Origin of the sequence: Desulfotomaculum sp. 1211_IL3151, from assembly GCF_036763075.1 — a bacterium.
In the GTDB taxonomy this organism is placed as follows: domain Bacteria; phylum Bacillota; class Desulfotomaculia; order Desulfotomaculales; family Desulfotomaculaceae; genus Desulfotomaculum.
In genome coordinates, this window is record NZ_JBAIYV010000022.1 from 128881 (window position 1) to 148839 (window position 19959).

General features: G+C 41.2%; 20 protein-coding genes, 1 tRNA gene and 1 pseudogene. 12 read left to right on the top strand and 10 right to left on the bottom strand.

Translation table 11 applies throughout. The features are described from left to right. Positions 1-57: 57 nt before the first annotated feature. Entirely contained in the window at positions 58-615 is a 558-nt protein-coding gene (locus V6C11_RS04490) for a pyruvate kinase alpha/beta domain-containing protein (protein ID WP_333529887.1), read from the top strand. 63 nt (positions 616-678) lie between these two features. Here the strand turns inward: V6C11_RS04490 and V6C11_RS04495 are convergent, their stop codons facing one another. Both V6C11_RS04495 and V6C11_RS04500 read right to left on the bottom strand, forming a co-directional pair. Next, entirely contained in the window at positions 679-1530 is an 852-nt protein-coding gene (locus tag V6C11_RS04495) for a methyl-accepting chemotaxis protein (RefSeq protein ID WP_333529888.1), read from the bottom strand. A gap of 160 nt (positions 1531-1690) precedes the next feature. After that, positions 1691-1813 (bottom strand): hypothetical protein, encoded by a 123-nt coding sequence (locus tag V6C11_RS04500; protein ID WP_333529889.1) that lies wholly within the window; start codon positions 1811-1813, stop codon positions 1691-1693. A gap of 196 nt (positions 1814-2009) precedes the next feature. On the opposite strand from V6C11_RS04500, the gene V6C11_RS04505 reads away from it, so the two are divergent. From V6C11_RS04505 to V6C11_RS04520, 4 genes are all read left to right on the top strand, one after another. Continuing rightward, on the top strand, positions 2010-3533 hold the full coding sequence (locus tag V6C11_RS04505; RefSeq protein WP_333529890.1) for a Ppx/GppA phosphatase family protein: 1524 nt from the start codon (positions 2010-2012) through the stop codon (positions 3531-3533). Between the two features lie 403 nt (positions 3534-3936). Beyond that, entirely contained in the window at positions 3937-4737 is an 801-nt protein-coding gene (xth, locus tag V6C11_RS04510; RefSeq protein ID WP_333529891.1) for an exodeoxyribonuclease III, read from the top strand. An 85-nt stretch (positions 4738-4822) separates the two neighbouring features. After that, positions 4823-4899 (top strand) — tRNA-Pro (locus tag V6C11_RS04515). Positions 4900-5420: 521 nt separating this feature from the next. Further along, positions 5421-6233 (top strand): metallophosphoesterase, encoded by an 813-nt coding sequence (locus V6C11_RS04520; RefSeq protein ID WP_333529892.1) that lies wholly within the window; start codon positions 5421-5423, stop codon positions 6231-6233. A 160-nt stretch (positions 6234-6393) separates the two neighbouring features. On the opposite strand, the gene V6C11_RS04525 is transcribed toward V6C11_RS04520, so the two are convergent. Then, entirely contained in the window at positions 6394-7086 is a 693-nt protein-coding gene (locus V6C11_RS04525) for an aspartate/glutamate racemase family protein (RefSeq protein ID WP_333529893.1), read from the bottom strand. 269 nt (positions 7087-7355) lie between these two features. Between V6C11_RS04525 and V6C11_RS04530 the strand changes: the two genes are divergently transcribed. Next, on the top strand, positions 7356-8642 hold the full coding sequence (locus tag V6C11_RS04530) for a stalk domain-containing protein (protein ID WP_333529894.1): 1287 nt from the start codon (positions 7356-7358) through the stop codon (positions 8640-8642). Positions 8643-8675: 33 nt separating this feature from the next. On the opposite strand, the pseudogene V6C11_RS18660 reads toward V6C11_RS04530, so the two are convergent. Then, positions 8676-8771: pseudogene (locus V6C11_RS18660) on the bottom strand (signal peptidase I); the annotation flags it as partial. Positions 8772-8977: 206 nt separating this feature from the next. Between V6C11_RS18660 and dinB the strand changes: the two are divergent. Further along, positions 8978-10168, top strand: coding sequence for a DNA polymerase IV (gene dinB / locus V6C11_RS04535; RefSeq protein WP_333529895.1), 1191 nt, complete (start codon positions 8978-8980; stop codon positions 10166-10168). 104 nt (positions 10169-10272) lie between these two features. On the opposite strand, the gene V6C11_RS04540 is transcribed toward dinB, so the two are convergent. Next, a complete protein-coding gene (locus V6C11_RS04540; protein WP_333529896.1) occupies positions 10273-11016 on the bottom strand; it encodes a sulfite exporter TauE/SafE family protein in 744 nt (247 codons plus the stop codon). A 77-nt stretch (positions 11017-11093) separates the two neighbouring features. Then, complete coding sequence (locus tag V6C11_RS04545; RefSeq protein ID WP_333529897.1) at positions 11094-11297, bottom strand: DUF1653 domain-containing protein; 204 nt, start codon at positions 11295-11297, stop codon at positions 11094-11096. Positions 11298-11437: 140 nt separating this feature from the next. Here V6C11_RS04545 and V6C11_RS04550 point away from each other — a divergent pair, with 140 nt between their 5' ends. Both V6C11_RS04550 and V6C11_RS04555 read left to right on the top strand, forming a co-directional pair. Further along, complete coding sequence (locus tag V6C11_RS04550; protein WP_333529898.1) at positions 11438-12733, top strand: uracil-xanthine permease family protein; 1296 nt, start codon at positions 11438-11440, stop codon at positions 12731-12733. Positions 12734-12840: 107 nt separating this feature from the next. Further along, complete coding sequence (locus V6C11_RS04555) at positions 12841-13284, top strand: hypothetical protein (RefSeq protein ID WP_333529899.1); 444 nt, start codon at positions 12841-12843, stop codon at positions 13282-13284. A 48-nt stretch (positions 13285-13332) separates the two neighbouring features. On the opposite strand, the gene V6C11_RS04560 is transcribed toward V6C11_RS04555, so the two are convergent. Then, entirely contained in the window at positions 13333-13857 is a 525-nt protein-coding gene (locus V6C11_RS04560) for a hypothetical protein (protein ID WP_333529900.1), read from the bottom strand. Positions 13858-14065: 208 nt separating this feature from the next. Between V6C11_RS04560 and V6C11_RS04565 the strand changes: the two genes are divergently transcribed. Further along, entirely contained in the window at positions 14066-14662 is a 597-nt protein-coding gene (locus tag V6C11_RS04565) for a superoxide dismutase (RefSeq protein WP_333529901.1), read from the top strand. Positions 14663-14705: 43 nt separating this feature from the next. Here the strand turns inward: V6C11_RS04565 and murI are convergent, their stop codons facing one another. Beyond that, positions 14706-15512, bottom strand: a complete 807-nt coding sequence (gene murI / locus V6C11_RS04570) for a glutamate racemase (protein WP_333529902.1) — start codon at positions 15510-15512, stop codon at positions 14706-14708. Between the two features lie 218 nt (positions 15513-15730). Here murI and selD point away from each other — a divergent pair, with 218 nt between their 5' ends. Further along, positions 15731-16795, top strand: a complete 1065-nt coding sequence (gene selD, locus V6C11_RS04575) for a selenide, water dikinase SelD (RefSeq protein ID WP_333529903.1) — start codon at positions 15731-15733, stop codon at positions 16793-16795. Then, entirely contained in the window at positions 16782-17369 is a 588-nt protein-coding gene (gene yedF / locus V6C11_RS04580) for a sulfurtransferase-like selenium metabolism protein YedF (RefSeq protein ID WP_333529904.1), read from the top strand. The genes selD and yedF overlap by 14 nt, the downstream gene beginning before the upstream one ends. Here the strand turns inward: yedF and V6C11_RS04585 are convergent. Both V6C11_RS04585 and V6C11_RS04590 read right to left on the bottom strand, forming a co-directional pair. Next, complete coding sequence (locus tag V6C11_RS04585; RefSeq protein WP_333529905.1) at positions 17364-18506, bottom strand: hypothetical protein; 1143 nt, start codon at positions 18504-18506, stop codon at positions 17364-17366. The two genes, yedF and V6C11_RS04585, sit on opposite strands and share 6 nt — an antisense overlap. A 282-nt stretch (positions 18507-18788) precedes the next feature. Further along, a complete protein-coding gene (locus tag V6C11_RS04590; RefSeq protein WP_333529906.1) occupies positions 18789-19826 on the bottom strand; it encodes an NAD(P)/FAD-dependent oxidoreductase in 1038 nt (345 codons plus the stop codon). Positions 19827-19959 lie beyond the last annotated feature (133 nt).

Sequence of the window (19959 nt, forward strand, 5' to 3'; positions counted from 1 at the left end):
AGGGTTTATTATTTTAAAATATAACAATTATTATTCCTAAAAAAGGAGGTTTTCCAGATGGTTTATTGGGAAAAGGAAGGAAAGGAAAATACCTGGGAAACGATTAAGGCAGCCATAAAGTTTGCTGAGGATAAGGGGATTTCTTTTATTGTTGTCGCATCCAGCAGTGGTGCCACTGCGGAAAAATTTATTGGCTGTGATAAAAAGGTTGTCTGTGTTACATATCAGGCTGGTTTTAGGGAACCTGGACAAGCCAGTATGGAAAAAGAAGTTAAAGAAAGACTGCAACAGGCCAATATTGAGGTTTTATCAACTACCCACCTTATGGCGGGTTTGGACCGAGCCCTGCGTTTTAAATTTCAAGGGGTATACCCTTCTGAAATGATGGCTGCTACTCTGAGGATGTTTGGCCAAGGCGTAAAGGTTTGCGTAGAGGTAGCCGGAATGGCTCTGGATGCTGGGTTGATACCTTATGGGGAAGAAATAGTGGTGGTGGCGGGCAGCGGTAAGGGAGCCGATACAGCCCTGTCATTGGTACCTGCCCATTCCCAACATTTCTTTGAGACCAAGATTAAAGAGATCATCTGTAAACCACGGGAATTTGAACATCATTAATTTGCTTTGACGCCATACCCAAAAGACACTTAACACGAAGGGTATGGCGTCGGCCAAGTTTTTCTAATTGGCGAAGGTTGCCAGCTTGTCGGCAAATTCCTTCATCTCGGTAGCGATTTGGTCCAACTGAGTTGTGGCTGACCCAACCTGTTCAGTGGTTGCTTGCTGCATCTGGGCAATACCTTTGGTCTCCTCTATGCCAGCAATAATCGTTTTCATCGATTCTTCTATATTTCCTAGAATAACACTAATTTTTTTTGCCGACACAACACTATCTTCGGCTAATTTGCGAACTTCATTCGCTACCACGCCAAATCCCCGACCATGATCACCAGCCCTAGCTGCTTCAATGGCTGCATTTAGGCCAAGAAGGTTTGTTTGATCCGCAACCTTTTTAATAAAGTCAATGACTTCGTCCGTATCCTTAATGTGTTTTTCTGCCTGAGAAACAGCAGCGTTTAATTTATCGCAATGGGTTTCCAGTGCCTCTGTTACTCCGGCAATTGCTGCGGGGACATTTTGTACCATACTGGTTAATCCTTCTGCCATGTTGGCTAACTGGTTTGCTTGACCTTTTAATTCCTGGGCTGATTCTTCGTTCTGCCGGGCAACTGTATACATAAGTTTTGCGATTGCTGGGTCGACTAGGTGAGTAGCGGCTTGTTTAGACTCTGTAATTGCTTGGTTTACCGAAGCATTTCCAGTAACATCTAATACAATATCCAGCTTAGGCAGCTGCAGAAGCTGTTTAAAATCCAAATATGTGGGGATTGCCAATTCCCTAGCCATTGTAAATGCAGGGGCATTTTCATTGAGGTCCGCAATGCCGATGATTACCATATCCTTAAGGGGGGACATTAAGCGGAGCATAGCTATACCACCTTGTCCGCCGCCGATAATTCCTACATTAATCAAATTGTACCCTCCTATGTTTTTGATAAATTATGTTATTTATTCTCCCTTTAGATAATTTTTCCCTACAACAATAATACTTTTTTAATAATACTTTTTTATTTGAGGCTTTGGCCGTACATAGAGCAAAAACAAATAAATACAGGGGCTGCCCCCCCTGTATTTATTTGTTTTTGTCCTCATTTTTCTTTGGTGTTTGTGAGAAACTGTTGCGCAGCATTTTTTCGCTGGTTGCTCTGTAATTTATACCAGCAAAGCCCTTTTCCAGCGGCTTCTCTTTATTCATGACAATCCCCCCTTTGTGTTATTTTGGCCTAAGAATTTAAAAATAACCAGTGTGCCAGTACAAAATAGCTAAGTTGTCTTTGGATTACTTAAAAGTTCATTGGTAACCATTGATATATTTTGTTACAATAAAATAATAATTAAAATATCATTGAGGAAAAGGCACAATAATTTGTTTTTTGGTATGGGGGGAAAATATGTCCAGAAATATCGGTATTATTGATTTGGGAACCAATTCTATTAGGCTTATTCTTATGAAAATTGACAATAGCTTTTCCTATAAATTATTGGATGAAATAAAGGAAACCGCAAGAATAGGGGAAAATATGGGACCCGAAAGGGTTATTAAGTTACCAGCAGCGGAAAGGGCTATACAGACCATTCGATTGTTTCAAAAGTTTTGTCGAGCTAATCAGGTGGACAATATTTATGGTGTGGCAACTGCTGCTATACGAAATGCCGTAAATGGCAATGAAGTTCTTGAAACCATTATGCGTGAAACAGGAGTAAGTTTTAGAATCCTTTCAGAAGAGGAAGAAGCCCATTATGTTTACCTAGGTGTGGTGAATAGTCTTGAATTTAATAACGCACTTATTGTTGACATAGGGGGAGGTAGTACGGAATTAATTCTCTGCCGAGATCGTAAAATAGCCCACTTGACAAGTATTCCCTGGGGTGCCGTAAACCTTACAGAAACCTATCTCACAACACCCGTGCCGCAGCCAGAACAAGTTTTAGCTTTAGAGAAGCAAATAAAAGAGCAACTTTCGGCTGTTCCCTGGTTAGAGTCAGCCAGGGGGTTAGAGATTATTGGTGTGGGGGGAACTTTTCGTAACTTAGGTCGAATGGACCGTAAACGCACCCGTTACAGCCTAAATTTAATACACAACTACAGGATTCATTCGGAGCGGGTAAGAGAAATTTACAATCAATTACAAAACCTTCCCGTGGAAGAGCGTAAAAGGGTTCCGGGCTTGTCTAAGGAGAGGGCTGATATTATCGTTGGCGGCATGTCCATGCTTTCTAAGATAATGGAGCACATGGGGGCCCCTGGTGTTAGAATTAGTGGAATAGGTCTTCGGGAGGGTATCTTTTATAATTACCTATTTCAGGAGTGGCCTGAACAAATTGTGGAAAATGTGACAGAACACAGTGTGCAAAATTTCATGGATTTATATCAGGTTAGACGGTCCCACGCTGAACATGTGGCAAAATTGTCCCTATCGCTCTTTGATCAACTAAGACCCCTACATGGGTATGGTTTGTGGGAAAGAAAAATTTTACGGATAGCGGCCTTGCTGCACGATGTGGGAAATATCGTAAGCTACTATAATCACCACAAGCATACCATGTATGTTCTTTTAAATAGTAGGATTAACGGCCTGTCCCATCGGGAAATGGTTCTGATAGCCCTCATTGCCGCTTGTCATGGCAGAATAGACCTAAAATTTAAGCTTCAACAGCACTCCGATGTGCTATTTCCCCAGGATGGTAACCTTGTCCGCAGGTTAGGGGTACTGATTCGCATGGCGGAAAACTTAGACAGGACTGAAGCCGGTGTTATTGACGATGTAAAATGCACGATTAAGGAAAATGAAGTACAAATAGAATGCGTAACCTGGGAAAACCCAGACCTGGAAATCCGTGAGCTTTATAAGAAGGTGACCAATTTTAATAAAGTTTTTAGCAGAAAGTTTAAATTTCCAAAGATAGAGAATTAGTCATTATAATAACATAAGTTAACAACGTAAAATATTAAGGAAAAAGAAATAGATAGGGACTAATTAGAATATGATGATTATATAAGAGGCAAATACCCAAGATATCACGATACTGGGGAATTGCCAGAAGGTAATTTATTAAGTTATAATTACCAGGATGGTCTTGGAAAACAGAGAGGAGTGTGCCCCTCTACATGTGGTTGGTTGCCGGGTTATTTCTGAGTTTAATGTTATGTTTAAAAACAGTATTAACCGAAGTAGAGAAAAATTAATTTGGATTATAAATTGCGGTTTTACCGCAATTTTTGTTTTTATGAATCATTTAGCTGGAGGATATTCAAAGAATAAAGTAAAATATTAAGGAAGGTCAGTAATGATAATGTGATTATAAGGAATGGTCGTTATGAAGTTTACAGTAGCCAGCTTTAATATTAACTCTATCCGCAGCCGTAAAGAACTTTTGTTAGAGTGGTTGCTAACTAATAAACCAGACATTGTTTGTTTACAGGAAACGAAGGTCATGGATCATGATTTTCCAGGGGAATTTTTTCAGGCAAAGGGTTTTCAAGTGCTATTTAAGGGGCAAAAATCCTATAATGGTGTGGCCATTATTAGTCCTCATCCAATCACACTTCTCAATGGTGATTTAGGGGATATAACTGAACCAGGCGAAGCTAGACTGCTTGCTGCTTCTGTTAAAGGAATTCCTATCGTTAACACCTATATACCCCAGGGACAGGCACCAAACAGCCCCAAATTTGCCTATAAACTTGCCTGGATCAGGGCCATGAGGGATTATTTTAACAATAATTTTTCCCCAGACAAGCCTCTTCTTTGGCTAGGTGATTTTAATGTTGCCCCTGATCCAAGGGATGTACATGACCCCAAAAGGTTGTATGGTAAAGTCGGTTTTCATCCGGAAGAGCATGTGGCTTTACAGTATGTAAAGGAATGGGGTTTTCAGGATGTGTTCCGTAGGCACGAACAAGAGACAGGTCACTTTACCTTTTGGGATTATAGAATACCAAAGGGGTTAGAGCGAAACCTTGGTTGGCGTATTGACCACATTTGGGCTACAGAACCACTGGCAAAACAATCTACCAAAGCTTGGATTGATAAAGAGCCCAGACAAAGAGAAAAGCCCTCTGACCACACCTTCATTCTAGCGGAATTTGAACTGGCCGGGGATGAAAAAATATATTAAGTTTTATGTTGACTTTTCCTAGGCCTTTAGCTATAATTACATTTGTCGACAGGGCAGGTGGTTCTGGTTGACAAATATACTAGATCGGGGCGTAGCTCAGTTTGGGAGAGCGCTACCTTGGGGTGGTAGAGGTCGCAGGTTCAACTCCTGTCGCTCCGACCAGTAAAATCAAGGGTCTGCAGAGATGCAGACCCTTTTATTTTTGCTTTGTAATGCAACCGTAATGCAACCGGTTTTTGAAAAAGAAAATCCTCTCAGTTTTGAGAGGATGCTTTAATGTTGAGCAGATGATCCATCTTGGATGCTGCTTTTCTTTTTACTTCTGGGAAGACATGACGGTTCTTTTGTCTTGATTGCGATAACACCCCTGCTTATAATGAATTAGGGGTGTTAAAATTGCCAAGGAACCAGAGGGAGAAAAGCAAAAGTGGCTTCTATCACATCCTGATCCGTGGCAATGAACAGAGCATCTTTAAAGAGGATAGTGATAAACTTCGGTTTATTGAGACTATATGAGAAGAAGCTGGATGAATCCTGTCAAAGCAGGGATGGTCAAGTCAGTGAATGAATACAAGTGGAGCGGCTATACCCATTTTTTGAATGAGAATAGTGGATTACGATGGCTTTGGCACGCTTAGGTGCTTCATCAGTAAGTTTTATAAATAGTAATTGTGAGGATTCTAATGTTACAAAATATGGTTTTTGCATTAACTTTATTGGCATTCTTGATGGTGTTTTGTGAAATCTATTTTGAAGTTCATTACCCGAAGATAACGGAGGTAAAGTTCAATACCGATAAGTTGTCCCAAGATACAAGCTTTAAAATTCTACAAGTATCTGATGTACATAGTGGGAATTTTACTGGTAGCGTAGAATTTATAAAACAAATCAAACGCCAAAAGCCAGATATCATTGTCATTACGGGTGATTTAATTAATAGAGACACCACGGATTTTACTAATGCTTATAGGTTTGTTGAGGAACTGGTTAAGGTCACTCCGAAGGTATTTTTTGTATCGGGTAACCATGAATGGGAGAACGATCGAACGGAAGATTTCTTACAGGGATTGAAAAAACTTAACGTAGTAATTCTAAATAATAAAAATATTACGATTGATTTCGGGAATACCAGTATCAATATCTGTGGGGTAGATGATTTTCATACAGAGCGCGCGGATCTGGGAATTGCCACCAAAGGTATCAATGAGAAATTCTATACGATACTCCTATCTCACTCTCCGGGGATAGTAACTGAAAAGAACCTGCCAGCAGACTTAATTTTAAGTGGGCACACCCACGGGGGACAGGTAAGGTTCCCTGTCATAGGAGGAATTGTAGCTCCTGGCCAGGGATTTTTCCCAAAGCTTGAGAAGGGAGTATATAACCTTGAACATGGCAAGAAACTTTATATCGACAGTGGTTTGGGTACAAGTGTATTGCCGATTAGATTATTCAATAGGAGCCAAGTATCCTTAGTTACTATCGAGGGAGGATAAGGGGACAGTTCCTTTGGCTTGATACCAAGGCATTCGTGAGAGAGAAGCAAAAGTGGCTTTTATCACATCACGACCCATGACTTGGATGATAAGGATAAACGTTGGCTTTATAGACATAAAAACTGTTCCCTTGTCTCATAAGCATAACCGACGGCGATTCTTAGGTCAGAGCAAAGTCTACAGCAGAAACAGCATGAATGGTTGTTGTATCAAAAATAGGGATCTCAACATCTTCCTGTTTTACAAGCAGTGGAATTTCGGTGCACCCTAGTATTACACCTTCAGCACCCTTCCGGGTTAGGTTCGCTATGATTTGAACAAATTTTTGTCTAGATGGCCCATTGATTACACCTTTACACAGCTCTTGATAAATAACCTCATGAACAACTTCTCTTTCATCTTCATCTGGAATAACAACCTCAAGCTGATGCCTGTCTTTTAAAACCTGCCGATAAAAAGTACCTTCCATCGTAAATTTGGTTCCGAGTAAACCTACCTTTTTTAAGCCCTGTTCAACTATTTTTTGACCAGTGACATCCGCTATGTGCAATACTTTTATTTCAGCCTTATTTTCTATATCGTCAGCCATGAGGTGCATCGTGTTTGTTCCAATTACAATAAAATCAGCGCCACTAATTTTAAGGTTTTTAGCAATATTAATCATTATATTAGTCAATTCTTCCCACTTGTTCTGACGCTGTAAAGTTTCAATTTCAGCAAAATCTACCGAATACATTAAACATTTTGCAGAATGTAGCCCACCTAGTTTTTTCTTGGCTGTTTGGTTAATAATTTTATAATATTCAAGTGATGATTCCCAACTCATCCCACCAATTAGACCGATGGTTTTCATAGCGACCTCTCCTTATATTTAATTTTTAGCTATTCCAGACAATGTTAGAAAACCCCTTTAAGTTGGAATAGCTGTATCCAATCCTTCATTAGCCCTACCTGTGAAGATATCCTTTTACCTTACCAAGAATTCTATTAATTGGGTTCTTTTTTTTATATTGTTGCATATTTTTTACAAGGCCTGGCTAACGCCAGGTCTTTTAGGTTTTTGCATGTTATAAAGCTTATCCTTTCTAACATGCCAAGCAAAAATACCAAGGGGGCTGGGAAATGAAAAGAGTAGGTGCCCTATGTTTGATCAGTCTAATGGCTCTGGTAATCTGGGTGCGATGCCCGGTTGAAGCCCGGTTTGAAGCAGCGGACAAATGGCAGACTGTTCAGGTTGAAGAAAGTGCGGCGAAACATAGCTGCAGTTTGAGCTATGCTCCTAAGCTAGTCAATTCGATAAATGGTCTTAATGCGAGAGGTGCTATTTTAGTCAATTATGATACGGGACAAATAATCTATGCGAAGCATGAACAGGAAAGGTTTCACCCTGCTTCCATCACAAAATTAATGGTGCTTTATATCGTACTGGAAAAGATCCATCAGGGGTTACATCAGTGGGAGGAACCCGTGCAGATTAGTGAAAAGGTTGAGCGTGTTAATGAAGCACAGGTATATTTGAAAAAGGGGGAGGTTCTAAGCCTACAAGAGTTGGTAAAAGCGATGATGGTAGCTTCTGCCAATGATGCTGCTGTGGCCCTTGCGGAAAAGGTAGCAGGCAGTGAAGAGGCCTTTGTCCGGATAATGAATCAAAGGGCAGTGGCGTTAGGGCTTACAAATAGCCATTTTATTAATGCTTCCGGCCTGCCGGGGATGAATAACGCCAACCACTATATGTCTGCTTATGATATTGCCTTGTTAACTAAAATCATACTGGAGGAATACCCGGAGGCATTGGATTTTTCCAGGCTGAAAACTACCACCATCCGCAACGGAGCTTATCCGATTAAGAGTACGAACAACCTATTAGAACTATTTGCCGGAGCCGATGGATTAAAAACTGGCTATACAGACAAGGCCCGGTGGTGTTTGGTGGCCACAGCCCAAAGGGAGGATCAGCGTTTCATTAGTGTGGTAATGGGGTCACCTACCAAGGAGATAAGAAGTGCCAACACCGTAGCTTTGTTAGACTATGGCTTTCAGCAGTATCAAAGGGTAAAGGCCATTTATATAAACGGAGAACAAAGTAAACTTAATCAAAAGCCAATCTTTGTTGCTGGAACCGTTTTAGCACCGGTTCGTTGCTTAACCGATACGATGAGTTTGAATGTGGAGTACGACCAGGAAGAAATTTTAATAACTGGTCAGGGCACGCAAGTTAAATTTCAGGTAGGATCGAATAGGGCTGCCTGGAATAATCAATCCGTGGAGTTAACTCAGCCAGTACAAAGGATAAAGGGCAACATTATGGTGCCTCTTAGGTTTTTGACCCAGGCCTTTGGAGGAGATATACAGTGGGATAAGGCAAATAAAGTTATCCATATTAATTTAGAGCATAAGCATGTAATATAAAAGAAACAAGGGATTTTGCCCTTGTTTCTTTATTTAGAAAAGCCTCATATGACCTAGGGGGTAATGCCTGAGGATCGCTTTACCAATAACATTCTTTATGGGAAGTGCTCCCCAATAACGGCTATCATAGCTGTTATTATTTCAGTCATAAAAGTTCTCCTCACTAACTAAAGATCATAAATCTATTATAGTTTAACCCTTAAAAAAATCAAACTGCTACTTTTGTCCTAAACAAACCACTATTTTACAAAAATTGCAAACAGCAACCTATTGCACAAGAACAAATGTTTGCTATAATGAAGTATAGGAAATCAAATAAATGTTCGGTGGTGTCTATGTCTAGGGTCATACTTTTATGCGATATGAATAGCTTTTATGCATCCGTTCATCAGGCCATGGACGCTAAGCTTAGGGGGAAACCCGTTATTGTTGGGGGGGATCCCGGCCAAAGAAGAGGGATTGTGCTGGCAGCCAGTTATGAGGCAAAAAAATATGGTATTAAAACGGGTATGATCATAAGTGAAGCCAGGGCTCTATGCCCCCAGGCTGTTTTTGTTTCACCTTCCCATCGGGATTATGCCGCCTTTTCCAGTTGGATTAACAGCATTCTACGGGAATACAGTGATTTGGTAGAACCCTGTTCCATTGATGAAAGTTTTGTGGATATTACAGGTTGCTTAAAAAATCTTGGGACACCCCAAAGCATAGCCCAGGAGATTCAAGCTAGAATTAACCGTGAGGTGGGGGTAGGAGTAAATATTGGCATCGGACCTTCTAAACTAATGGCCAAGATGGCATCGGAATTGGAAAAGCCGAATAAAATCATTTTCCTTTCACCCGATGATTGGTCCCGGCGGGTGTGGCCATTACCAGTAAAAGAATTGTTTGGCGTGGGCTCCAGAATCGGTAAATGGTTGAATCAAATTGGCGTTAAAACCATTGGGGATTTGGCAGCCATGCCCGTTGAGTTATTAAGAGCCCGCTATGGCTTAGTGGGAGAAGTTTTACATTATTCCGCCAGGGGCATTGACTCCAGCTCCGTAGACCCAGGTTCCTTGGAAATAATTAAAAGTGTGGGTAATCAGATAACCCTGCCAAGGGATTACCGGGGGTTAGAGCAGATCAAAGTGGTTGTTCTTGAATTGGCAGAGGAAGTAGCCCAGCGAACCCGCAAAGCCGGATTTATAGGAAGAAGGGTTAGTCTAACGATCAAGGATCCTAACTTTATTACAGAGTCCCATTCTAAGGTTTTATCCCATTACACGGATATCACCCAGGAAATTTATGAAATGGGCGTATTTCTGTTAGAACAATATTTGGATAAGAAAGAAGTGAGGGCGAGATTGGTAGGGCTAACACTGTCGGAATTAATACCAAAGGAGGAAAAACAATTGTCAATCTTTTCTGGGCAGGATAGACAGGAAAAGATTGACAGGGCAACCGATTTAATTAAGTCCAAGTGGGGGCGACAAAGCATTCAACGGGCTGTTTCATTGACAGAATGCGGGGTGTATGATGGACGATAAAGAATGGTTTTACCCGAAGTGGGAGAAAGATTTAGGCTCCTGCCGGCATTGCAATCGTTACAGGGGTTGGTCATCAGGAGACCAAGGGCTGTTTAGCCCAAAGTCTAAATATGCCAAATGGCAGTAGCCACAGAATAGAGAGCTGTGCTTAAAACCAACAGGGAAACACCGTGCCGAAATTTAGCCTGGGGTACCAAGGGGAAAACAAGATAACCTAAATGACCACCCAGGATGGCAAAAGGAACCAGTGAGATAGCCCTCAGGGCAACACTTTTGTCCAGGGCCCCCAGGCAGAATAACAGTATTAAACTGGCTACATAGACCAATACAAAATAGGCTGCAGTGGTGGCCCGGAAATGATCCTTAGCTAGTTTTTGATTGCTGAGGAAGAGAATAATGGGTGGGCCGGGCATGCCAATACTTCCGGTGAGAAAACCAGAAATAGAGCCAACCGTACTTTCCCACACCTTACCAGTTGCGTTTTTAATGGTTAAGCCACTGATTAAGACCACACTAAAAATGACTGTTATAACGCCAATGGCAAGTTTCAGCAAATGAACATCAAAGTGTAGAAAGATGTAGGCACCCAGTGGGATTCCCAGTAGGCTGCCGTAAAAAAGGTTTTTTACCACCGGAATGATGACCACCTGACGCACTTTAACGGTTAAGAAAGAAAGAGAGACAATAGAAATCATGATATTTATTGCCACGGCAGTGTGAGGTTCGTAAACCAAAAGCAAGAGTGGTACGGCTATAAGGGCAAAGCCAAAGCCAGTAATACCCTGCAAAGTAGCGGCAAGCAGAACAATTAGGGCTGAGACAAACCAACTGGTTAAGTCAGCAGGCATAGGATCATCTCCTCATTTTATGTAAACTTATAATATGCAAATAATTAATTAGTGTGCTAAGAGAAACCAATGAAAGATTAACCGATATATTCAAAACGGTCTATTCGTTGCCCATTCCTTTCAACTTTCTCCGTAAACATCTTTAGGGGTCTTACCCAAAGGCTCCCGTCCTTTTCACAGCGATAGACAACCATCGGTTCCTCGGTTTCAGAATGTTTTGCTAGGTAAAGGGCCTCATAGTAAGTTCCCTTAAAATGCTTGTATTTGCCAAGTCGAAGCATTTTTTATCCCCTCCGATATGAATAGCTAATATTATTATAGGCTTTTGCATTTTAAACGGCTAGTCCTGTTTCAATTACTGAAATTATCAGTCAATATTTAAGGTATAATGATGGTAAAAAACAACTAAGGATGTGAGTCAATGAAACAGATACAGCTAAAATATAACTTAAATGATAAACTGCCCCTAGGGGAATTGGTTTTATACGGGCTACAATGGTTAGCTATTTCCGTGCCTACCATTATTATAATTGGTCAGGTTGTGGCGGGACTTCATTTTTCCAATATAGGCCAACAGGTTATATATATACAAAAGTTATTTTTCTTGACAGGGTTAAGCCTTTGTGCCCAAATTCTTTGGGGGCATCGCTTGCCCATTATTGTTGGGCCGGCATCGGTTTTACTTGTAAGTATTGTAGCCAGTCAGGGAAAAAGCCTAAACATAATCTATACCTCTATTTTGGTAGGAGGCCTTTTCCTAATTCTGCTAAGTAGTACAGGACTCTTTGCCAGGATTAAGAACCTATTCACCTCCCGGGTGATTGCTGTCATACTTTTGTTAATCGCCTTCACCCTAATACCCACGATCATGAAATTAATTTTACCTAATAATTCCTCAATCGCTCCCTTACAGAATTTCACCTTTGCTTTGGTTTATGTTTTTATTATGTTTACGGTGGCAAAGTTTCTAACCGGTTTTTGGAAGTCTACCTTTCTTATCTGGGCAATTACGGCTGGTAGTATTATTTATTGGCTGTTGTTTGGACACACCCAGGGAGGTGTCCAGAGTGAACTGCCACTGGTTGGAAATTTCTTTTATGATTTGAATTTTTCCTTTGCTTGGGATATTGGGGTAATGATCGCCTTTATAATTAGTTTTTTAGCTTTGGTCATTAACGATCTTGGTTCCATTCAGGCCGTAGGGTCCTTGTTAAAAACCGAAGATATGCCTAATAGGGTTAATCGTGGGGTAATCTTTACTGGCCTTTCGAATATATTATCTGGTCTTTTAGGGGTTATTGGACTTGTGAATTTTTCCTTTAGCCCAGGTGTTATTCTTTCAACTGGCTGTGCCTCTCGGTATACACTTTTACCTGCGGGCATAGGTTTGCTAGGATTGGCTTTTCTACCTGCCTCAGTTGCTTTTATTGGAGGCATCCCTTCCGTAGTCATCGGCAGTGTGATGACTTATATCATGTGTTCACAAATATCTGCTGGTTTGTTAGTTGCTCTCGATGGCATGGATGAATTTAAATTTGATGATGGACTAATTATTGGGTTACCCCTGATGTTGGGGGTCATTGTTTCTTTTTTACCCTTAGAAGTAACCAATACTTTTCCTGCAACGATTAGGCCCATTATAGGTAATGGTTTTGTGGTGGGAGTCATCACGGTTTTTATTATGGAGCATTTGATTTATAGGTCAAAAGGGGCTTAAATATTATAAGATACGATCTAATGTTGTTTTTTTTCATTTAAGTCTGTATTATAAGAAACAGTGGACAAAATAGGTATGGATCTGTCATGCAAAAGGAGGAACCGTTTGTGAATAATGAACCTACAATTAAAGTTATTGAGCCTACGGGTGGTAGTATAGGCACCATTAAGCCTCGCAAGGCCAAACCAACTATTGGTATCATTCTGGAGAATCCGGAATTTGAAATTGTCTATAATACAATTAACCCAAACAACAGGATAGCACCCGCCCAAACAGGAAAGTTTGAATATCGTTGGCAATACAATAAAGAAGAAGATGCTTACCTACTCTATGTTGCCTATACAGCAGATGCAATTGGCTTTGCAATTAAGTTTCAAAGAGATAAAGCCGGCCAAATCCTGCAGAAACTTCAAGAGCTTAACACAAAATCACCAATGTTTGGGATCATCCTTCGTTTTAAAGAACATCATAGTCCCGACATATTTGATGATTCCATCACCATGATTGGTTTAGAATTTGACAAAGATCCAGCGGCTGCCTGGCTCAAATAAAAAAGGAGTGTTGCATACTACAAAGGTAGTTTGCGACACTCCTTTTACTTATCTCCGGGTTTCTTCAATAAATAAGTTATTTAGACGTGTTTTAGAAATAATGTGGTAAACACCTTCTTGGACTTCAATTTGTCTGACCACACCACTCTTAAAGGCCTGAAACTCCAAAACTTCCTTATTCTGCTGTTCTAATATATTGACCATTTCATTTACTTTTTCTTTAAGTTGTCTAAACTGAGGATTATCAGCCAAGGCTTTTTCTAAGTCCAGAGTCAGTAATATGGTGGTAGACATTAGCTTACTAACCTCATCGTCCCCGATATAAATAAAGGTATTTAGGTCTGTGAGTTCTTGACCGCGATTTTTAACTTGGATAGTACCCTTCTCCTCCAGTTTGTTTAGGGCTTCAACCAAAATGGCGGGCAGCAGCAGGCCCATCTCATCAGCAATTTCTGCTACACTTTTAACACAAATACCATCTACGGATTTGTCACGGATAAAGTTACCGACCCTAGTCAGCAATCCCTTTGATATTCTACGGGGTTTACAACCACAGGCGCTATTTTCAGTCATGGAAAAATACCTCCTAATAAAAGCTATCCTTATTATTAAACCAAACAACCTTTTCGCTGTAAATATATGTTTTTTAGTGCCAAAGCCAGAGCTTTGCTTAGAAAGTTTATGAAAAGTAAGTGCAATGTAAGAATGCCGTAATAAATTATCTCGTAATGTATATTATAATTACTATGTAAATAGTTTCAAGTGAAATGGAGGAGTAAGAATGACCCATCAACTACCGAATCTACCCTATGACTATAATGCCCTAGAGCCCCATTATGATGAGCAAACCGTAAGACTGCATCATGATGCCCACCATAAGGCCTATGTAGACGGCCTAAATAATGCTGAGGCTAAACTAGCTGAGGCCCGGGAAAAAGGTGACTTCGCCCTGGTAAAACATTGGGAACGCGAACTGGCCTTTCATGGTTCCGGCCATATCCTGCATACCCTGTTTTGGGAGAATATGACTCCCAATGGTGGTGGACCTGCCACCGGTCGGGTAAGCGAAGAAATCAACAAATTCTTTTCAAGTTTTGAAATCTTTAAAAAGCAATTTTCCGCTGCAGCAGTTGCTGTGGAAGGTTCTGGTTGGACTTTATTATGCTACAATCCAATGTTTAAGAAGCTGGAAATTCTTACGTCTGAAAAGCACCAAAACTTAACCCAATGGGGAGTTATCCCGCTGCTGGTACTGGATCTCTGGGAGCATGCTTATTACTTGAAATATCAAAATAAGCGGGCTGCCTTTGTGGAAGCATGGTGGAACCTGGTAAATTGGGAAGATGTTAATAAGAAATTAGCCTCCTGTATAGGTTAATTTAATAACAAAATGCGGCAGTTTTCTTGCCGCATTTTGTTATTTATAGGGGTAAGGTTTTAACACTTATGTTATTGTTAAGCCAGAGGGACTGGATGACTTCTTGAACATTAGCTTGATTTCCACTGGTATAAAATTGTTCGGTGCCAAGGGGGCCGTCAGTTATTAACAGGCCATTTTCATTTAATATCTTACTTACCTGCCTGGCCACTGCCTGGCCGGTGTCGATAATAGCTATCTCAGGTCCCACCAACTCCCCGAGAATCGGACGTAAAAAGGGATAATGGGTGCAGCCCAATACAATGGTATCGGCTCCTCGTTCTAAAATGGGCTGGAGGAAATTCCATAACTTCCCCTTTGTTTCTGGTGCATGTAGTTTCCCCTGTTCAATTAATTCCACTAATCCTGGGCAGGGTTGGGTAATAACTTGGGTATTTTCGGCATAACGCTTAATCAAAGCAGCAAAGCGATCACCGGCAATCGTTACATTGGTGGCCAGAACTCCGATTTTACCATTGCGAGTTGCAGCAACTGCTGGCTTTACACCTGGTTCCATGCCGATTACGGGAACATTTAATAGGCTGCGTAAATCTTCTAAGCCTGTAGAAGTAGCAGTATTACAGGCAACTACAATTAATTTGGCTCCCTGTGCGACTAAAAACTCCCCGATTTTTTTTTCGCGTTGTTGAATGGTTTGGGGGTCCTTGTCTCCGTAGGGGCAGTGAGCGGAATCGGCATAATAAAGTATGTCCTCCAGAGGAAGAAGCTTGCGGATATCCCTGGCCACTGATAGTCCACCTACACCTGAGTCAAATATACCTATGGGGGCCCGCTGAGACAAAAAAATCACCTCTAGGAATATTGGTAAATGCTGTAATTTATTATACTCCGATGTTCTTATAGAAGCAAGATTTGTTTCTGTTTACATAAAAGGCAAATATAAGAAAGGGCAATATTTATTTATCAAAGTAGCTTTTATAACAAAAAGTTATAGAATATCAAAAGGGAAGTATATAAAGATTGGAGAAGGGCTAATAATGTTTTAGTAGGAAAAGGAGGTTGACAACCTTGGCCAAGCCAAGATTAACACAAATGACGAAAGCTGCGGGGTGAGCAGCCAAGGTGGGGCCGGAGGTCCTAGCGCAAGTCTTGCGAGATTTACCCAGTAATACGGATCCAAACCTGTTGGTTGGCTTAGATACTTCCGATGATGCCGCGGTTTATCGACTCAACAGCGAATTAGCCACGATTCAGACGGTGGATTTTTTTACGCCAATGGTCGATGATCCCTATTTGTTTGGTCAAATTGCTGCGGCGAATGCCCTGAGTGATGTCTATGCCATGGGTGGGACACCCCTAATGGCACTGAATATCGTTTGCTTTCCTTCCTGTTTACCCCCAGAGCTTCTGGGTGATATTTTAAAGGGAGGGGCCGCTAAGGTTTCTGAAGCCGGTGCCATAATTGCCGGTGGTCACAGTGTTCAGGATGATGAGCCCAAATATGGTCTGGCTGTTACTGGGGTGGTGCATCCAGATAAAATATATAGTAATGCCTCGGCCCAGGCGGGGGATCTTTTAATCCTAACCAAGCCCCTGGGTACGGGAATTATCAATACAGGCATTAAGGCTGACATGGTAGAACAAGAAATGATTGATAAGGCCGTAAAAACAATGGCCACCTTAAACAAAGATGCTGCCGCTGTCATGGTAAATGTGGGGGCCTCAGCTTGTACCGATATTACTGGTTTTGGCTTTTTGGGTCATGCAGCAGAAATGGCCAAAGGCAGCGGTTTAAGCCTAACCGTATTTGCTGAGGCGGTACCTGTTTTACCAGGGGCAAAGGAATTGGCGAGAATGGGCATTATTCCTGGAGGTGCCTACCAAAATAGGAAACACTTAGGGGAGTCCGTCTTCGTGGAAGAGGGTGTCACCAGGGAGCAAGTGGATATTCTTTTTGACCCCCAAACCTCCGGGGGATTGTTAATAGCCGTTAAACCGGAGCAAGCACACAAACTTTTAAAAGAACTGCACCAACAGGGAGTTTTGGAGTCTCAAATTGTTGGGGAACTAAAGGAACCAGAGGACCATCTAATTTCTATCCTAAGGAGAGATTACCGTTATGAAAGAGATTAATAACCGGGGTTTGGCTTGTCCACAACCTGTGATAAATACGAAAAGGGCCCTAGAAGAAATTAACCAGGGTACGGTTATTTCTATTGTGGATAATGAGACAGCCTTTGAGAATGTAAAAAGATTTGCTGAAAATGCCGGATTTAATATTACTACAGCAGAAAAGAATGGTGCGTACTATCTTACCATCACGAAGGGAGAAGGGAACGGGCCAGTTGAAGTAGTGGCTCCGGTATGTGAAACCAGCCAAGTGGTATATCTATTCACCAGTAATACCCTCGGCAGCGGAGCCGAGGATCTGGGAGAAACGCTGATGATTAGCTTCTTTAACAGCCTGTTGGAAAAGAACCCACCCAGAGTGCTTATGCTGGTTAATTCCGGGGTAAGACTTGCCATCCAACAATCACGAGTACTGGAGCAGATTAATAAGCTAGTAGAGAGAGGCACAGAGGTTTTAGCTTGTGGTACATGTCTAGATTATTACAAACTAAAAGAACAGTTAGCCGTGGGACGAATTACGAATATGCTAGAAATACTAGATAATATGACGGGTGGGGACAGGGTTATAACACTATAGAGCGCAGATTGGCTCAGCGTCTGTTTGTGGCGAGAATTCACAAACTAAGCTTAACCCTGCCTTTAAAGGCATTTTTAGGCGAAATTTTTTCATAAAGCGTTTGTCAAGTACCGTGTTTGGTATATAAACCGCACCGGACAAATTTTGGATGCCGGCGGGTACATTTTCCTTCTCAACCTTATAGGAAAACTTATGTACTTGATTGTCCTGCGTGGGATTAACCGAGACGATTTCTAAATGAACAACGTCCAAGGGTTTATAGGTGGTGGCCGGAACCACGGATTTAATTGTTCTTATTTTTCTTTCATAGATGGTGAGAGCTGCGTCTAGCAGGGCTTTATAGCCAACATTATAATCGATTACCACCGGGTAACCATTTATAGTAGCTAAGGCAGTCCTTTGCATATGTCTAGCCAGAGGGATCATTTCTTCCGTGCGAAGCAATTCATTAAACATGGTAAAAAGATCATGACTGTGTTCGGGTTTCAATTGGCATGCCGAAGATTTTTGCAGCAGTGTAACCACTTCCTGGAAGTCTCCTAGTTTTTTTGTTTTTTTAGCAAGACCAGAAAGGGTAAATCGGCCATGGTTATCCATGATCTTAGACATTGCTAAACATATTTGTTGCTGCCAATGGCCCAGTGGTTTTCCCGCAAAGAAATCCGGTAAGTGAACAACGTAGATACCATGGGCATTGGCATATTCCCAGGCCTGGCAGGAGAACTCACCAGCTACAAAGATACCGCCTACGTAATTAACCGTCAGGGTTTCTCTGATTTTTTTTCCTCCGTAAATACGGTGAAAGAGATCGCCGCGGTTGTTATCCAGCAAGTCACGAATAAGCTCACGCCGTGAGGGTAATGTCTGTTCTAGGTCTAATAATGTTGCTTTTAAATTTCTAACTAACTGCATGTCCAAAATGTCATTTGCCGGCTCGGGACCACGGGCTGCCACTAAGAGAACGGTATTTAAGCAGAAGGGGCTATTATTTAAATCGATCCCAATAACTCCAACCTCATGCTGTGTCCCTCTACCACCTAGTTTTCGCCTCGGTACTCCGGCAATATAGCCATTATTGCGCAGGATATAGGCTACCAAATATTCAAATAGTTTGTTCCCAGAAATGTTAAGAGACAAGGGTTAACTCCCCCTATGTAGTAAAAGTAAAAGCATACATAATTAACCAGATCTGGCCAAGTACCAACCATTTAGGATCATTCCGTTAATCGCTAATATTCAGTATGACCAAAAAGGAAATGTTTATGAGTTGTTCCAGCTATTGTTAATCGAAAGGATAAATATTCTTGATAAAATAGGTTCATATTATTATCACCGGGCTGGTTGTACAACCCGAGGCGTTAGCCTCAGTCCGTTAAAGGAAACCCTCCTTAATTTGGAGGGTTTCTGGATTTTTTGCTACTAACGATCAAGAACTTTAAAAAAATTCAAGTTTGTTTGATATAAAGTAAATTTAATCATGGGGTTATTAATCAAACGAAGAGCCAGGTCAAGGCTTTTGTTATCAAATTTATCCCAAAGCTGACGAAAGCGAGCCTGTCTTTCCATAATTTTATTTAATTCGTTTATTTGTTTGTGAAAATCCTTATTTAAAGCAATCGAGCGGGCAGCCTCTACACCGCTGACAATACTGGAAAAAATACCTTGCCCGAGCCAGCTTGTAACAAACCCGCCACTGTTTCCGATAAAGAAAGTATTACCCACCCGGTGGGGATAAACCAAACTAATATTATAGGGTACATCCCAAAGTAAAACAATTTTAGGGTCAAGACGTTCTTGCTGGAGAAAGCTCTGCCAAAAGTTGGGTAGTTCATCATGGGTGGTATTCGAAACATTTAATAGCAGGGTCGCCTTTTCAGTTCCCATTGGCACCAGATAGGCATAGCCATTTTTAGTATAGTCTGTATTAAACCATAGTTTAATTTCCTGGGGGTTAAAGCGTCCCAAAATAGAAGCACCCCTCATCCAAGAGGAGTAGGTGCCTTGCCATATGTTCAAATCTTTGGCATATTCCTCCTCTCCTGTGGCAACAACAACATAATTAAACTTTTTAACCAAATCCTTTGGTTTAACCGGGTAATTAAATTGAATGGGACTTTTCAATTGGTTTGCCATTTGGCATTCAATGGAGTGTATCTCCTGTCCTCGCAATAGACTATAACCCAAATTTCCCTGGATGGTAAATTCTGTTCTTGGGCCACATACCTTCATTAAGGAAATATCACTGATTGGTTTTAGATTAATCCCACATTGTTTAGTAAGTACAGCCAAGGGTTTTTTCACAGGGCGAAAAATAAAATCGAATATAAATGGTGAGTAGGAAAAAGGGCTGCCAATTCGATGGTTTTTTTCAAATATATGAGGTTTGATACCATGCCGTTCAAGCTCGATCGCACAGGCAAGTCCAGCTACACCTGCTCCTATAATAGCTACTTTCATAAATAACCTCCTCGTATAATAGTAGTAGATCCACTGGACAGACCTAATTTCCATAAATGGAATAAGGTGGGTCCAGGTATGAGAACCGGTTCTCGAATAACGGGTATCGAGACCAGCTAAAATGATAACCAAG

What these genes read in the sequence shown, in the direction of transcription:
- V6C11_RS04490 (WP_333529887.1), top strand. Translation starts at nt 58, where the DNA reads ATGGTTTATTGGGAAAAGGAAGGAAAGGAAAATACCTGGGAAACGATT.
- V6C11_RS04550 (WP_333529898.1), top strand. Translation starts at nt 11,438, where the DNA reads ATGAAACAGATACAGCTAAAATATAACTTAAATGATAAACTGCCCCTA.
- V6C11_RS04560 (WP_333529900.1), bottom strand. Translation starts at nt 13,857, where the DNA reads ATGACTGAAAATAGCGCCTGTGGTTGTAAACCCCGTAGAATATCAAAG.
- V6C11_RS04525 (WP_333529893.1), bottom strand. Translation starts at nt 7,086, where the DNA reads ATGAAAACCATCGGTCTAATTGGTGGGATGAGTTGGGAATCATCACTT.
- V6C11_RS04520 (WP_333529892.1), top strand. Translation starts at nt 5,421, where the DNA reads ATGTTACAAAATATGGTTTTTGCATTAACTTTATTGGCATTCTTGATG.
- yedF (WP_333529904.1), top strand. Translation starts at nt 16,782, where the DNA reads ATGAAAGAGATTAATAACCGGGGTTTGGCTTGTCCACAACCTGTGATA.
- V6C11_RS04540 (WP_333529896.1), bottom strand. Translation starts at nt 11,016, where the DNA reads ATGCCTGCTGACTTAACCAGTTGGTTTGTCTCAGCCCTAATTGTTCTG.
- V6C11_RS04500 (WP_333529889.1), bottom strand. Translation starts at nt 1,813, where the DNA reads ATGAATAAAGAGAAGCCGCTGGAAAAGGGCTTTGCTGGTATAAATTAC.
- dinB (WP_333529895.1), top strand. Translation starts at nt 8,978, where the DNA reads ATGTCTAGGGTCATACTTTTATGCGATATGAATAGCTTTTATGCATCC.
- V6C11_RS04545 (WP_333529897.1), bottom strand. Translation starts at nt 11,297, where the DNA reads ATGCTTCGACTTGGCAAATACAAGCATTTTAAGGGAACTTACTATGAG.
- xth (WP_333529891.1), top strand. Translation starts at nt 3,937, where the DNA reads ATGAAGTTTACAGTAGCCAGCTTTAATATTAACTCTATCCGCAGCCGT.
- V6C11_RS04530 (WP_333529894.1), top strand. Translation starts at nt 7,356, where the DNA reads ATGAAAAGAGTAGGTGCCCTATGTTTGATCAGTCTAATGGCTCTGGTA.
- V6C11_RS04590 (WP_333529906.1), bottom strand. Translation starts at nt 19,826, where the DNA reads ATGAAAGTAGCTATTATAGGAGCAGGTGTAGCTGGACTTGCCTGTGCG.
- V6C11_RS04505 (WP_333529890.1), top strand. Translation starts at nt 2,010, where the DNA reads ATGTCCAGAAATATCGGTATTATTGATTTGGGAACCAATTCTATTAGG.
- V6C11_RS04565 (WP_333529901.1), top strand. Translation starts at nt 14,066, where the DNA reads ATGACCCATCAACTACCGAATCTACCCTATGACTATAATGCCCTAGAG.